The organism is Cupriavidus sp. H18C2 (genome assembly GCF_049393795.1).
Classification (GTDB): domain Bacteria; phylum Pseudomonadota; class Gammaproteobacteria; order Burkholderiales; family Burkholderiaceae; genus Cupriavidus; species Cupriavidus pauculus_C.
Window position 1 is genome coordinate 3,620,863 of the sequence record NZ_CP186010.1, and the last position, 14,195, is coordinate 3,635,057.

The window sequence follows — 14,195 nt, forward strand, 5'->3', positions numbered from 1 at the left end:
TCTGTTTGCCCACATTGGCGGCCCTCAAACGAGCGGACGAGCCGGTACACTCGGTGCAAACAGTCAGCGTGCGACATCCGGGCCTCCGGTGCATCGCGCGCAGGCCCGCAAACGCAAGGAGGGCGTCCCGTGGCCGAATCCGATCCGCGTCCCAACCCCGCAGGCGCCGGCGGTGCCGCCGCCGGCCGTGTCCTGGCGGTCAACGTGGGCACCGCGCTGCCGCTGGTGGTGGCCGGTGCCGGTACCGAGGCGGTGGTGATGTCGGCCGTCCGCAAGCACCCGCTGAGCACGCTTCATCATCCGATCGCCGTCGGCGTGCACCGGCTGGGCCTGGCCGGCGACGAGCAGGTGGACCGCAGCGTCCACGGCGGGCCGAACCGGGCCGTCTACGCCTATCCGATCGAGCACTACACATGGTGGAACACGCGCCGCCGCGAGGCCGGCGTGGAGGAAGCCGAGCGCCCGCTGGCCTTTGGCGCGATGGGCGAGAACCTGACCACGCAGGGGCTGGTGGAGACCGCGCTGTGGGTGGGCGACCGCCTGCGCATCGGCGAGGTCGAATTTGTGGTGGAATCGCCACGCCGCCCGGGCTGCAAGTTCAACGCGGTGATGGGCTACGCCCAGGCCGTGCGCGACATGGCGCGCAGCGGCTTTTCGGGCGTGTACCTGAGCGTCGTGCGGTCTGGCGTGATCCGGGCCGGCGACACCATGATCCTCACCCCCGGCCCGCGCCGCGTATCAATTGCCTGTCTGGCCGAGTCCGCCCACCGCCAGGCCTCCGCGCGTTAGTCCCAAGTTGAGTCGTCTCGCTTTTCTGCTAATGTTTTACATCTGATACAAGCGATTCGACCGACCCCCCGCGGGTCCGGGCAGCCTTTCCCCCGACGAAGCTGTAATGGCTTGTAATACCGCGCGCTTGGCCTGACCGGGCCGATGCGGTACTAGTAGCAATTTGCGCGGGCGCAAACCGGCTCCAAGAAGCCGGCGCCACCGGGGGAGCGCGCCACGCGGGATTTGAGGGTCCTCACATGAAAACTGACGGGATCGACCGGCCGAAAGGCTTCGTCGATGGCAACTGGAGCGCGTCCGCCGCCACGGGGCGCGGCCGCACTTCGCCTTGGATCGCCGTGGCGGTCGTGCTGGTGCTGGCGCTGGCCGCGTGGTTCGGCTGGAAGACGTGGTTCGCGGCCAAGCCGGCGCCCAAGGGCCCGGCCGTGGCCACGGTGACTACCGCGCCGGTGCGCCAGGGCGACGTGCCCGTCGAGGTCACCGCCAACGGCACGGTCACGGCCATGCAGACCGTCGACGTGCGCCCGCAGGTATCCAGCACCGTGCGCACCGTCCATATCAAGGAAGGCCAGTCCGTCAAGCCCGGTGACCTGCTGTTCACGCTGGACACCCGCATGGACGAGGCCAACCTGGCCAAGGCGCGCGCCCAGCTGATGCGGGATCAGGCCGATCTGGCCGATGCCCGCCGCACGCTGGCCCGCAGCCAGGAACTGCTGCAACGCAATTTCATCTCGCGCAGCGCCGTGGACACCGCGCAGGCCAAGGTCGACGGCTTCGAAGCCACCATCCGCGCCGACCAGGCCGCCATCGAGGCCAGCCAGGTGGCCATCAGCTACGGCCAGATCCGGGCGACGATCGGCGGGCGCACCGGCGTCATCAACGTGTTCCCGGGCTCGCTGGTCACGCCGACCAACACCACCACCACGACGGCGATGGTCACCATCGCCCAGATCGCGCCGATCACGGTCATGTTCACGCTGCCCGAGCGCCAGCTTGCCGCGCTGCGCGAGGCGCTGCAGGCCGGCCCGGTCACCGTGACCGCCCAGCCCAACGACGGCAACCCGGCGCCGGTGACTGGCAAGATCACGTTCGTCGACAACACCGTCGACCCGCAGTACGGCAGCATCCGCGTCAAGGCCATGTTCCCGAACGAGGAACAGCGGCTGTGGCCGGGCACCTACGCCAACGTGAACGCCACGGTGCAGGTGCTGAAGAACGCGCTGAGCGTGCCGCCGCAGGCCGTGGTGACCGGCCCCGAGGGCCGCTTTGTCTATACCGTGGGCGCCGACAGCAAGGTGGCGCGCGTGCCGGTCAAGGTGCTGGTGTCGACGGCCGCCGCCGCCGTGGTCGAGGGCGTGCAGCCCGGCGCGCGCGTGGTGACCGAAGGCGCGCAGAACCTGCGGCCGGGCAGCCTCGTGCGCGAGGCCACGCCGCGCGCCGCATCGGCACCGCCCGCCGCCGTGGGCGTGGGCAACGGCGGACACTGAGGCCATGTCGCTTTCCGAGCTTTGTATCCGCCGGCCCGTCATGACGGTGCTGCTGTGCCTGGCCGTCATCGTCACGGGCATCGTGCTGTATCCGACGATCCCGATCGCCGCGCTGCCCAGCTTCAACTCGCCGGTGATCCAGGTCACGGCCACGCTGCCCGGGGCCAGCCCCGAGACCATGGCGGCGTCGGTCGCCACGCAGCTTGAGAAGCAGTTCGCGACGATCCCGGGCGTGACCGTGATCAGCTCGTCGAACACGCTTGGCAATTCCAGCATCACGATCGAGTTCAACAGCGACCGCGACATCGATGACGCGGCCGTCGACGTGCAGGCGGCCCTGTTCCGCGCCCAGCGCTCGCTGCCCATCGAGATGACGGTGCCGCCGTCGTACCGCAAGGTGAACCCGGCCGATGCGCCGGTGATCCTGCTGGCGATCAACTCGCCGTCGATGAGCCTGGGCGAACTCAACGCGTTTGGCGACAACCTGATCTCGCCCACGCTGGCCACGCTGCCGGGCGTGGCGCAGGTGCAGATCTTCGGCCAGAAGCGCTTTTCGGTGCGGGTGCGCGCCCACCCGGACGCGCTGGCCGCGCGCGGCATGACGCTGGACGAGCTGGCCACGGCGCTGAACCGCGCCAACGCCAACACGCCGGTGGGCACGCTCGACGGCGCGCGCCAGACGCTGACCATCCAGGCCAACCGCCAGATGACCAACGCCGACGCGTTCCGCAACATCATCGTGGCCAGCCAGCCCAGCGGCGCCGTGGTGCGGCTGTCGGACGTGGCCGACGTGGAAGACAGCGTCGAGACGATCAAGACCGGCAGCTGGCTCAACAACGAGCGCTCGATCGTGCTGGCCGTGCTGCGCCAGCCCGACGCCAACACCGTGGCCGTGGTGGACGCGATCAAGGACGCCCTGCCCCGGCTGGTCCAGCAGATGCCGGGGTCGGTCAACGTGAGCGTGGTGAACGACCGCTCGAACTCGATCCGCGAATCGATCCACGACGTGCAGTTCACGCTGGCGCTGACCGTGGCGCTGGTGGTGATGGTGATCTTCCTGTTCCTGCGCCGCGCGGCGGCCACGCTGATCCCGACGGTGTCGCTGCCCATCTCGCTGATCGGCACCGTGGCGCTAATGAAGGCGTTCGGCTACAGCCTGGACAACGTGTCGCTGCTGGCTATCACGCTGGCCGTGGGGCTGGTGGTGGACGACGCCATCGTGATGCTGGAAAACATCGTGCGCCACATCGAGGAAGGCGTGCCGCCGCTGAAGGCCGCGCTGGTGGGCTCGCGCGAGATGGGCTTCACGATCCTGTCGATCTCGATTTCGCTGGTGGCCGTGTTCATCCCCATCTTCTTCATGCCGGGCGTGATCGGGCTGCTGTTCCACGAGTTCGCGGCCGTGGTGTCGTTGTCGATCCTGGTGTCGGCGCTGGTGTCGCTGACGCTGATCCCCATGCTCTGCGCGCGCTTCCTGTCGGCCGAGAACGTGCCCGTCGACGAATCGCAGCACGCCTACGGCGACCACGCCCACGGCGCGCCGGCCCACCACGCGGCGCAGAAGCAGACCATCGGCCTGCGCGCCACGCAGTGGTTCGAAGACCTGTTCGAGTGGACGCTGCACCGCTACGCGCGCGGGCTGGACTGGTGCCTGGCGCACCGGCGCGTGGTGCTGGGCGTAGCCGGGCTGACGTTCGTGCTGACGGCCGTGCTGTTCGTCAAGATCCCCAAGGGTTTCTTCCCCGAGGAAGACATCGGCCAGATCCAGGTCAACGCCGAGGGGCCGCAGGACATCTCGTTCGATGCCATGTCGGATCGCCTGCGCGACGCGGCCGAGCGCATCCGCGCGAATCCGGCCGTGAAGAGCGTGGTGGCGTCGATTGGCGGCGGCAGTTCGCCGGCCATCAACACGGGCCGGATGTTCGTCGAGCTCAAGCCGCTGGGCCAGCGCCCCAAGATGCCGCAGGTGGTGGAATCGCTGCGCAAGGACGTGGCCGGCGTGCCGGGGCTGCAGGTCTATTTCTCGCCGGTGCAGAACCTGCGGCTGGGCGGCCGGCAGAGCAAGAGCCGCTACCAGTACACGCTGCAGAGCGTGAAGGCGGGCCAGTTGCAGGAGTACAGCGACAAGCTGATGGCCAAGATGCGCGCCGAGCCCATCTTCCGCGACGTGACCAGCGATTCGCAGCAGTCGGGCCTGGAGGCGCAGCTCACCATCGACCGCGACAAGGCCAACGCCATGGGCGTGCAGATGCAGGACGTGCGCGCGGCGCTGTACACGGCATTCGGCGAGCGGCAGGTGTCGACGATCTACACGCCCATCGACAACTACTACGTGATCCTGACCGCCGCCGACGTCGACCGCGTGGACGAGACCGCGTTCTCCAAGCTCTACGTGCGCAGCAAGACCGGGCAGATGGTGCCGGTGTCGGCATTCGCCACCACCGAGCGCCGCGTGGGCCCGATTGCCGTGAACCACCAGGGGCAGTTGCCGTCGGTCACGGTGTCGTTCAACCTGGCGCCGGGCGCGCCGCTGGGCGATGCGTCGAAGCTGATGGACCGCTACCGGCAGGAAATCGACATGCCGGCGTCGATCTTCACGAGCTGGGGCGGCGACGCGGCCGTGTTCCAGTCGTCGCAGGCCACGCAGGTGGTGCTGCTGATCGCGGCCATCGCGGTGATCTACACGCTGCTGGGCGTGCTCTACGAGAGCTACATCCACCCGCTGACCATCCTGGCCGGGCTGCCGTCGGCGGCCATCGGCGCGCTGCTGACGCTGTTCCTGTTCAACGTCGAGCTGTCGCTGATTGCCACCATCGGGGTGCTGATGCTCATCGGCATCGTCAAGAAGAACGCCATCATGATGATCGACTTCGCGCTGGCCGCGCAGCGCGAGCAGGGCATGGCGCCGGCCCGGGCCATCCGCCAGGCCTGCCTGCTGCGCTTCCGGCCGATCATGATGACCACCTTCGCGGCCGTGATGGGCGCCCTGCCGCTGGCGCTGGGCCTGGGTGCCGGCGCCGAGCTGCGCCAGCCGCTGGGCCTGGCCGTGGTGGGCGGCCTGCTGTTCTCGCAGGTCATCACGCTGTTCATCACGCCGGTGATCTACCTGGCGCTGGACCGCTATTCGGGCAGCGGCCCGCTGCAGATCGACGCGGAAGGCAACCCGCTGGCCGACGAGGCCCGCGCGGAACCCGTGCACTGAGCGGCGCGGCCGGGCGCCCGCCGCCCGGCCTGCCGCGCCTTTTCCCTCACCTGGCCCGCCGCGGCCGTGCTGCCGGTGCTATCTTGGCTGGCCGGACGACCGCGCCCGTTGCACGGTCGTCGCTATCATTGGCATGAATGTCGATGGATCTGATTCAGCGTTATCCATCCATTGCATCAATATTTAGCGCCGTCTTTCGATCATGACCCCTTCGCTGCTCGAATCCCTGATGTATGACGTGGGCCAGCTTTTCCTGTACCCCACGCTGGTGCTGATCGGCCTGCTGTTCCTCTACGCCTTCTGGGCCCTGGGCGACTTTGCGATGCAGGCGTGGCTGCGCAGCCGCCATGCGATTGGCACCGGGCGCGGCTACCCGCTGGTGGCCTGGGCGCGGCGCCACAAGGTGACCCACCCCGACGCGCTGGACGTGACCGCGCACAAGCTGCTGGAACGCCCTCGCATCGCCACGCGCGTGGCGCCGATGCTGGGGCTGGTCGCGACGATGATTCCGATGGGACCGGCGCTCAAGAGCCTGTCGGGCGGCAACCTGGCCAACGTCGGCGAGAACCTGACCATCGCGTTCTCGGCGGTGATTTTGGCGCTGATCGCGGCCAGCATCACGTTCTGGGTGGTCAACGTGCGCCGGCGCTGGCTGGCCGAGGAACTGGTGTGGCTGGGCCAGACGCCGCCGCAGTGGGAGCCCGAGGCATGAAGTTCCTGGACGAAAGCGAGGCCGACGACCCGATCCTGTCGGTGGTGAACCTGATCGACGTGTTCCTGGTGGTGATCGCCGCGCTGCTGGTGACCGTGGCGCAGAACCCGCTGAACCCGTTCCTGCACCAGGACGTGACCGTGATTTCGAACCCGGGCAAGCCGAACATGGAAATCGTGTCGCGCCAGGGCGAGAAGATCGTGCGCTACCAGGCCAGCGGCCAGGCGGGCGCCGGCGACGGCATCAAGGCGGGCGTGGCCTATCGGATGAAGGACGGGTCGATGGTCTACGTGCCCGAAGTGACCCAGACAGGCGGCACCGACCGGGCGCCGTCGCAACCGGAGCCCGCGCGGCCATGATGCGATTCCTGAACGTCCCGGCCGCCGTGGCGGCGCTGGTAATGGTGGCCGGCTGCGCCTCGACGCAGCCGTCGCCCGATGCCGCCAGCCGGCAGTTCGCCGGCAAGTCCTATGTGCTGCTGGGCGAGGTCCACGACAACGCGGACGGGCAGCAGCAGCGGCTGCAGGCGCTGACGCGCGCGGTGGCGGCCGGCTGGCGCCCGGCCATCGCGATGGAACAGTTCGACCGCGAACGCCAGCCCGACATCGACCGCGCCCGCCGCGAACGGCCGCGCGACGCCGACTACCTGATCGCGCAGGCGGCCGGCGGCAAGAGCGGCTGGGACTGGACGCTGTACCGGCCCGTGGTGGCGCTGGCGCTGCAGTACGACCTGCCGCTGCTGGCCGCGAATCTGTCGCGCGCCGACGCATCGCGCATCGTGCGCGGCGGCATGGGCGACGTCTTCGCCCGCGACCAGCAGACGGCGCTGGGCCTGGACCGCGCGCTTCCGGCGGACATCGCCGCCGCCCAGACCGCCGCGCTCGACGCCGGCCACTGCGGCCATTTCCCCAAGGCGATGCTGCCCGGCATGCTCGACGCCCAGGCCGCGCGCGACGCCGTCATGGCCCAGACCCTGCGTCCCTACGCCAGCCGCGGCGCCGTACTGATCGCCGGCAACGGCCACGTCCGCCGCGACATCGGCGTGCCCCGCTGGCTGCCCGATACCGGCAACGGCGTGCTGAGCATCGGCTACCTGGAACCCGATTCGCCCCCCACCGGCTTCGACACCGTGGTGCGCGTACCCGCCAAGCAACGCGAGGACCCGTGCAAGGACGCGGTGATGGGAAAACCGATGGCGCGGTAGTGCGTGGTCCGTTCTGCCACCTCGCCAGTTGTTCTCCCCTCTGAGGATCTGCTTGCCGACGGGTCTCGCATTTTGAACCGCTGGCCCTCTCCCCCAACCCCTCTCCCGCAGGCGGGAGAGGGGAGCAGGACGGAGGTCGGTGATACGTGGTTTGGTCTGCCACTGAGCGCCGGTTTTTTCCCATCTCCCATGCAATGGGAGATGGGCCGGGGGAGAGGGCGTTGAGGGTCTGCTTGCCGACGGGTCTCGCATTTTGAACCGCTGGCCCTCTCCCCCAACCCCTCTCCCGCAGGCGGGAGAGGGGAGCAAGACGGCGGGCGGTGATGCGTGGTTTGGTCTGCCGCTGCGCGCCGGTTTTTCCCATCTCCCATGCAATGGGAGATGGGCCGGGGAGAGGGCGTTGAGGGTCTGCTTGCCGATGGGTCTCGCATTTTGAACCGCTGGCCCTCACCCCCAACCCCCTCTCCCGCAGGCGGGAGAGGGGAGCAAGACGGCGGGCGGTGATACGTGGTTTGGTCTGCCGCTGCGCGCCGGTTTTTTTCCCATCTCCCATGCAATGGGAAAGGGGCCGGGGGTGAGGGCGTTGAGGGTCCGCTTGCCGACGGATCTCGCATTTTGAACCGCTGGCCCTCACCCCCAACCCCCTCTCCCGCAGGCGGGAGAGGGGAGCAGGACGGCGGGCGGTGAGGCGTGGTTTGGTCTGCCGCTGCGCGCCGAGTTTTTCTCCCCTCTCCCATGCAATGGGAGAGGGGCCGGGGGTGAGGGCGTTGAGGATCTGCTTGCCGATGGGTGTCGCATTGTGAACCGCTGGCCCTCTCCCCCAACCTCTCTCCCGCAGGCGGGAAAGCGGAGCAAGACGGCGGGCGGTGCCGTGCGGCGCTGCCCTACTCCGCCAGCAGGAAATCCAGTTCCGCCCTCAGCCCCCTGCCCTGTGTCGCGTCGCGCAGCGTGACCTTGCCGCCGAAGCGGGCGGCCATCTCGCGGGTGATGGCCAGGCCCAGGCCGGAGCCCGGTTCGGTGTTTTCCACGCGGCGGTAGAAGCGGGCGAACACCTTCTCGCGCTCGTTTTGCGGGATGCCGGGGCCGTCGTCCTCCACGGTCAGCAGCGCGTGGCCGTCGCGGCGGGCGGCGGATAGCGTGATACGGCTGCCGCGGCCCGAGTACTGGATGGCGTTGTGGACCAGGTTGGCCAGCGCCTCGCGCAGCAGCGCGGCGTCGGCGCGCACGGGCAGGGTCAGGCCGGCCGGGCGTTCCCAGCCGAAGTCCTGCTGCTTGCCACGTGCCAGCGGCAGGTAGTCCAGCGCCACCTGTTCGGCCACCGTCACCGCGTCGATGATGCCGGCCACTTCCTCGGACGCCGCGGCGTCGCGCGCGGGCTGGCGCACGCGGGCCAGCGCCAGTAGCTGGTTGGTCAGCCGGGCCGCCTGTTCGAGCTGGGTGACGATGCCGCCCACCGCCTCGGATGCCGCCGCGCGTGCCGGGGCGTCGTGCGGCAGTTGAAGTTGCCGCTGGGCGAATTCCGCCTGGGTCTTGAGGATGGCCAGCGGCGTGCGGAGCTGGTGCGCGGCGTCGGCAATGAACTGGGCCTGCGACTGCGCCATCGCCTCGGAGCGCGACACGTGCAGGTTCACGGCGTCGACCAGCGGGCGCACCTCCACCGGCACGATGTCGAACCGCAGCGGCGTCAAGTCCTCGGGCGACCGCGCGCGCACGTCGTCGCGTACCCGTTGCAGCGGCTTGAGCACGTAGGTGATGCCGCCCACCAGGATCAGCGCCGACAGCGTGATCAGCGCGATGTCGCGCAGCAGCGCGCTGCGCCAGACGTTGCCGATCAGCGCGGCGCGCGGCTCGGCGGTTTCGGCCACCTGGATGATGACGCGCATATTGGCGTCGGGGCGGTAGATTGGCCGCGCCAGCGCGGCGATGCGCACGGCGTCGCCGTGATAGGTGGCGTCGTAGAAGCGCGGCACGTTGTTGGCCAGCGCGCCCCGGGGCAGCGGCAGGTCGTCGTAGCCGGTCACGGTCTCGACGCTGCCGCCGCGCTCCATCGACACGCGGTAGAACACGTGGGTCTGCGCGGCGGTCTCGAACATTTCCATGGCGGCGTCGGGCAGCGTGAGCTGCACGCTCTCGCCGGCCATGCCGATGGCGTTGTCGATGGCCCGCACCGAGCCGTAGAGCGAGCGGTCGTAGGCGGTGTTGGCGGCGTCGCGCAGCGTGCCGTAGGTGAACCACGTGTCGGCCGCCATCATCAGCGCCAGCGCCGGTACCAGCAGGATCAGCAACTGCCGGCGCAGGCTGCCGCGCAGCCACTGGCGCACGGGCAGGCGCGCACGCGGGCGCAGGTGGCGCGGCCACATGGCGTCAGGCCCCGGCGTCGGGGGCTTCCGGTTCCAGCAGGTAGCCGAAGCCGCGCAGCGTGACGATGGTGACGCCGTGCCCGCTCAGCTTCTTGCGCAGGCGGTAGACCAGCACCTCGATGGCGTCGGGGCTGACGTCGGCGTCGAGCGAGAACACCTTGTCCAGCAACTGCGCCTTGGTCAGCGGCTGGCCGCTGCGGGCCAGCAGGGCGCCCAGCAGCGTCGATTCGCGCGGCGTGAGCGACAGCGGCGCGCCGCCCAGCGTGAAGCTGCGCGTCTCGCCATCGAAGACCAGCGTGCCGCATTGCAGACGCGGGTGCGCGCGGCCCCGGCTGCGGCGGATCAGCGCCAGGATGCGGGCTTCCAGTTCGGCGATGGCGAACGGCTTGGGCAGGTAGTCGTCGGCGCCCAGGTTCAGGCCGCGCACGCGCTCGTCGAGCGTGTCCTGCGCGGTCAGGATCAGCACGGGCGTGCGGTCGTCGCGGCCGCGCATCGACTTGAGCACCGCCAGGCCGTCCTTGCCGGGCAGGCGCAGATCCAGCACCACGGCGTCGTACTCCTCGGCCATCAGGCGGGCCTCGGCCTGCAGGCCGTCGGCCACGTGCTCGATGACAAAGCCGCCCTGCTCCAGCGCGCGGGCCACCCAGCGGGCCAGTTCCACCTCGTCTTCCACCAGCAGGATGCGCATGCCGGACCTCCTCTGCCCGCTCTCGTCGTGTCGCGCGGGGCCGCTCCGGGGCCCCCGCGGGCGCCTATAATACCTCCGCCCTGCCCCCCAGGTGTCCGCGGGCCGCCGCGTCATCGCCAGCGGTCCGCCCGCCTCCGATTCCCGTGCCGCCGAGCCTGCCCCCTTCCTCCGAATCCGCCGACCCCGACGCCTTCCGCGCCACGCGCCGCCATCTGCTGCTGGCGGGCGGGGCCATGGCGCTGGGCCTGCCCGCGGGCGCCCAGCCGGCGCCGCGCGTGCCGGCCGGGTATCCGGGCGACTACGCGGAGACCATCGCACGGGCGCAGCAGGAAGGCGCGGTGTCGGTCTATGCATCGACCGACCTGGAGGCGGTGCAGCCGCTGATCGACGGCTTCCAGGCGCGCTTTCCGGGCGTGCGGGTCCAGTATCAGGATCTGAATACGCTGGATCTGCATGAGCGCTATCTGGCGGAGACCGCGCGCCTGGGCGACGGCCGGCCGGCCCGCGACGCGGCGTATGCCGACGTGCTGTGGAGCACGGCGATGGACCTGCAAATCAAGCTCGTTAACGACGGCCACGCGCAGCGCTACGAGTCGCCCGAGCGCCGGGGGCTGCCCGGCTGGGCGGTGTGGCGCGACGAGGCCTGGGGCACCACGTTCGAGCCGGCCGTGATCGTCTACAACCGCCAGCATTTCGCGGGCGCGCACGTGCCCGGCAGCCGCAGCGGGCTGGCGCGGCTGCTGCAGGAACACGTGCAGCAATGGCGCGGCAAGGTAGTGACGTACGACGTGGAGCGCTCAGGCGTGGGCTACCTGCTGGCGCAGCAGGACGCGCGCATGGGCAGCGAATTCTGGTATCTGGCGCAGGCGCTGGGGCGGGCGGGGGTGCGGCTGTCGGCGTCGACGGCCGACATGATCGAGCAGATCGCCAGCGGCGAACTGGTGCTGGGTTACAACCTGCTGGGGTCGTACGCGCTGTCGCTGATGGAGCGCGGCGCCGGCATCGGCGTGATTGCGCCGCGCGACTACACGCTGGTGATGTCGCGCGTGGCGTTCATCGCCCGGCGCGCCCCGCGCCCGCACGCGGCGCGGCTATGGCTGGACTACCTGCTGTCGCGCGAAGGCCAGGCGCTGCTGAGCCGGTCGACGTCGCAGCTCTACACCATCCGCACCGACACCGACAGCCAGCACACTGCCAACGCGCTGGCCGAGCGGCTGGGCTACGCGCTCAAGCCGATCAGCGTCGGCCCCGGGCTGCTGGCCGCGCAGGACGCGCTGCGCAAGCGGGCCTTCCTCGCGCGCTGGCGCGAGGCGCTGAAAGGCTGAAGCGGGGGAATCAGGCGACGACGGTCTGCGGCCGCTCGCAGAGCGCGGCCATCTCGGCGTCCAGCGGCGCCATCGGGCGCGGCACATAGCCAAGGCGCAGCGCGGGAGACAGGCGCAGCGTGTCGACAAAGGCGTCCGCCAGGCGCTCGGCCTCGCGGCTCAGTTCGAAATCGGTCGGGGAAAACAGCCAGTGGGCCAGCACGCCGCCAATGGCGGCATGGAACGCGTTGACGGCCAGTTCGAGGTCCAGGTCGGCGGGTAGCTGGCCGCGTTCCATGGCCAGGCGCAGGTGCTCGCGCATCTTGACCGTGCCTTCCTGGTGGGACTGGCGCTGGCGCTCGAAGATCGCGCCGTTGTCCTCCACCATCTCGCACTTGTGGAAGATGATCTCGAACACCCGGCGCCATTGCGGATTGGTCACGGTCTGGCGGAACACGAACGCGCAGATGTCGCGGATGCCGCCCAGCGGGTCTTCCTGCAGCGCCAGCCGCTCGGGCGCGCAGAGCGCCTCGACGGGCAGGTTCACGCGGTCGCACATGGCGGCGAACACGTCGCTCTTGTTCTTGAAGTGCCAGTAGATGGCGCCGCGCGTGACGCCGGCCGCCTCGGCGATGTCCGCCAGCGACGGGCGCGCCACGCCGCGGGCGTGGAACACGGCTTCCGCCGCGTCAAGAATCCGGTTGCGCGTCTCTAGCGCTTCTTCCTTGGTACGTCTGACCATTTCCTCTTTTCCCAGGACCAGGGCTTGCCGTCCGGGTCTTCTGACCCCTTGCGCGGATGTCGCGGCCAGGGGCTTTGGCCTTGCAAGTCGCCCGATGGTTGCGGCGGGCCGCATCGTACCGTGAATGGAACAATCGTGCTCACGGCGGCCGAACATTCCAATGCACACAACAGGTGCCATGTGTTGCGGGCACCGCTAATTTCGTAAGCGGGACTTACATATATGCGCGAATGTATCTATATTACGCGCTTGTCCGGAGTTCGGCCAAGCCGTTTTTTCGCGGGTGCAGGTGACCCGCCAGTCCCGCCGCCGATTCCGTCTGACTCAAACTTCACTTTTTAGCCGCCGCGCCCCGCCCCCGGGGCGCAACTGCTTCCTGCGCCATGCCGGGAGCGGCGCGGCAGATCTCAAATTGCCATCACGGGGTTATCGATGAGGAAGTCCCAACCAGTCCGTGGCGTAGCCGTTGCTGCCGCCGCCATCGCCGTTGCCGTGGCGCTGTCCGCCTGCGGCAAGAAGGCCGCCGAAGGTGGCGCCCCGCCGCCGCCGGAAGTGGGCGTGGTTACCGTCACACCGTCCGCCGTCGCCGTCGTCAACGAATTGCCGGGCCGCCTGGAAGGCGTGCGCACGGCCGAAGTGCGCGCGCGCGTGGAAGGCATCGTGCTGTCGCGCAACTACACCGAAGGCGGCGAGGTCAAGGCGGGCCAGGTGCTGTTCCGCATCGATCCGGCCCCGTACCAGGCCCAGCTTGCATCGGCCAAGGCCCAGCTGGAACGCGCGGAGGCCAACGCGGTCTCGGCCCGCCAGAAGGCCGAGCGCTACAAGCCGCTGGTGGCCGTGAACGCCGTCAGCAAGCAGGAATACGACGATGCCGTGGCCGCCGCCGGCCAGGCCAATGCCGACATCGCCGCCGCCAAGGCGGCCGTGACCACGGCCCAGATCAACCTGGGCTACACCACGGTCACTGCGCCGATCTCGGGCCGCGTGGGCCGCGCGCTGGTGACGGAAGGCGCACTGGTCGGCAAGGGCGAGGCGACCAAGCTGGCCACCGTCGAGCAGGTCGATCCGATCTGGGTCACGTTCACCCAGCCGGCGTCGGAAGTGGCGCGCCTGCGGGCCGCCATCGAGTCGGGCAAGGTCAAGGGCGTGAACGGCGGCGCCAGGGTGCACCTGTTCCCGGAAGCCGGCGACAAGGAATACAGCGCCACCGGCAAGCTGTTGTTCACCGACATGACCGTGGACCCGACCACCGGCGCCATCACGCTGCGGGCCGAATTCCCGAATCCGAAGCGTGAACTGCTGTCCGGCACCTTCGTGCGCGTGAAGATCGAGCAGGGCATCGACGAAGCCGCCCTGACCGTGCCGCAGCGCGCGCTGATCCGCAGCGCCCAGGGCGCCAGCGTGATGGTGGTGGGCGCCGACGGCAACGTGGCCGCCGTGCCGGTCAAGGCCCCGCAGGCCATCGGCGACCGCTGGGTCGTGACCGAGGGCCTGAAGGGTGGCGAGAAGGTGATCGTGGAGGGCCTGCAGAAGGTGCGCCCCGGGGCGCCGGCCAAGGCCGTGCCGTTCCAGGCGCCCAAGACGGCGGAAGCCGCGCCGGCATCGGGCGCCGCCGCGCAGGGCGCGCAGCCCGCCGCCGGCAAGGACGCCAAGGCCGGCCAGGCCACCCCGGCCAAGCAGGGCTGAGGCGGCGAGCCATCCAGAGAA

11 protein-coding genes are annotated in these 14,195 nt (G+C 69.8%); 8 read left to right on the plus strand and 3 right to left on the minus strand.

Going from position 1 to position 14,195, the window contains the following annotated elements:
* Positions 1-129: 129 nt before the first annotated feature.
* The 6 genes from EPAKOI_RS16465 (at position 130) to EPAKOI_RS16490 (ending at position 7,394) form a co-directional block, all read left to right on the plus strand.
* Positions 130-789, plus strand: coding sequence for an MOSC domain-containing protein (locus tag EPAKOI_RS16465; RefSeq protein ID WP_423192640.1), 660 nt, complete (start codon positions 130-132; stop codon positions 787-789).
* Between the two features lie 239 nt (positions 790-1,028).
* Entirely contained in the window at positions 1,029-2,276 is a 1,248-nt protein-coding gene (locus tag EPAKOI_RS16470) for an efflux RND transporter periplasmic adaptor subunit (RefSeq protein ID WP_423192641.1), read from the plus strand.
* 4 nt (positions 2,277-2,280) lie between these two features.
* Entirely contained in the window at positions 2,281-5,478 is a 3,198-nt protein-coding gene (locus tag EPAKOI_RS16475; RefSeq protein ID WP_423192642.1) for an efflux RND transporter permease subunit, read from the plus strand.
* 202 nt (positions 5,479-5,680) lie between these two features.
* Positions 5,681-6,190 carry a MotA/TolQ/ExbB proton channel family protein gene (locus EPAKOI_RS16480; RefSeq protein ID WP_253699989.1) on the plus strand — a complete coding sequence of 170 codons (510 nt, stop codon included), beginning with the start codon at positions 5,681-5,683 and terminating at the stop codon, positions 6,188-6,190.
* A complete protein-coding gene (locus tag EPAKOI_RS16485) occupies positions 6,187-6,549 on the plus strand; it encodes a DUF2149 domain-containing protein (protein ID WP_124682826.1) in 363 nt (120 codons plus the stop codon). Before EPAKOI_RS16480 ends, EPAKOI_RS16485 begins: the two co-directional genes overlap by 4 nt.
* Positions 6,546-7,394: a ChaN family lipoprotein gene (locus EPAKOI_RS16490; RefSeq protein ID WP_423192643.1), complete on the plus strand. Its 849-nt coding sequence runs from the start codon at positions 6,546-6,548 to the stop codon at positions 7,392-7,394. The genes EPAKOI_RS16485 and EPAKOI_RS16490 overlap by 4 nt, the downstream gene beginning before the upstream one ends.
* Positions 7,395-8,278: 884 nt before the next feature.
* Here EPAKOI_RS16490 and EPAKOI_RS16495 read toward each other — a convergent pair.
* Together EPAKOI_RS16495 and EPAKOI_RS16500 are read right to left on the minus strand one after the other, a co-directional pair.
* Positions 8,279-9,754: a sensor histidine kinase gene (locus tag EPAKOI_RS16495; RefSeq protein WP_124682824.1), complete on the minus strand. Its 1,476-nt coding sequence runs from the start codon at positions 9,752-9,754 to the stop codon at positions 8,279-8,281.
* Between the two features lie 4 nt (positions 9,755-9,758).
* Entirely contained in the window at positions 9,759-10,442 is a 684-nt protein-coding gene (locus EPAKOI_RS16500; RefSeq protein WP_124682823.1) for a response regulator, read from the minus strand.
* Between the two features lie 233 nt (positions 10,443-10,675).
* Here EPAKOI_RS16500 and EPAKOI_RS16505 point away from each other — a divergent pair, with 233 nt between their 5' ends.
* Positions 10,676-11,767 carry an ABC transporter substrate-binding protein gene (locus EPAKOI_RS16505; protein WP_172966094.1) on the plus strand — a complete coding sequence of 364 codons (1,092 nt, stop codon included), beginning with the start codon at positions 10,676-10,678 and terminating at the stop codon, positions 11,765-11,767.
* Between the two features lie 10 nt (positions 11,768-11,777).
* On the opposite strand, the gene EPAKOI_RS16510 is transcribed toward EPAKOI_RS16505, so the two are convergent.
* Positions 11,778-12,488 (minus strand): TetR family transcriptional regulator, encoded by a 711-nt coding sequence (locus EPAKOI_RS16510; RefSeq protein WP_124682822.1) that lies wholly within the window; start codon positions 12,486-12,488, stop codon positions 11,778-11,780.
* Between the two features lie 432 nt (positions 12,489-12,920).
* Here EPAKOI_RS16510 and EPAKOI_RS16515 point away from each other — a divergent pair, with 432 nt between their 5' ends.
* Entirely contained in the window at positions 12,921-14,174 is a 1,254-nt protein-coding gene (locus EPAKOI_RS16515; protein ID WP_124682821.1) for an efflux RND transporter periplasmic adaptor subunit, read from the plus strand.
* Positions 14,175-14,195: the final 21 nt, after the last annotated feature.

Excerpts from the sequence above, each read along its gene's own strand:
- EPAKOI_RS16470 (WP_423192641.1), top strand. The coding sequence starts at position 1,029 with ATGAAAACTGACGGGATCGACCGGCCGAAAGGCTTCGTCGATGGCAAC.
- EPAKOI_RS16475 (WP_423192642.1), top strand. The coding sequence starts at position 2,281 with ATGTCGCTTTCCGAGCTTTGTATCCGCCGGCCCGTCATGACGGTGCTG.
- EPAKOI_RS16480 (WP_253699989.1), top strand. The coding sequence starts at position 5,681 with ATGACCCCTTCGCTGCTCGAATCCCTGATGTATGACGTGGGCCAGCTT.
- EPAKOI_RS16485 (WP_124682826.1), top strand. The coding sequence starts at position 6,187 with ATGAAGTTCCTGGACGAAAGCGAGGCCGACGACCCGATCCTGTCGGTG.
- EPAKOI_RS16490 (WP_423192643.1), top strand. The coding sequence starts at position 6,546 with ATGATGCGATTCCTGAACGTCCCGGCCGCCGTGGCGGCGCTGGTAATG.
- EPAKOI_RS16495 (WP_124682824.1), bottom strand. The coding sequence starts at position 9,754 with ATGTGGCCGCGCCACCTGCGCCCGCGTGCGCGCCTGCCCGTGCGCCAG.
- EPAKOI_RS16500 (WP_124682823.1), bottom strand. The coding sequence starts at position 10,442 with ATGCGCATCCTGCTGGTGGAAGACGAGGTGGAACTGGCCCGCTGGGTG.
- EPAKOI_RS16505 (WP_172966094.1), top strand. The coding sequence starts at position 10,676 with ATGGCGCTGGGCCTGCCCGCGGGCGCCCAGCCGGCGCCGCGCGTGCCG.
- EPAKOI_RS16510 (WP_124682822.1), bottom strand. The coding sequence starts at position 12,488 with ATGGTCAGACGTACCAAGGAAGAAGCGCTAGAGACGCGCAACCGGATT.
- EPAKOI_RS16515 (WP_124682821.1), top strand. The coding sequence starts at position 12,921 with ATGAGGAAGTCCCAACCAGTCCGTGGCGTAGCCGTTGCTGCCGCCGCC.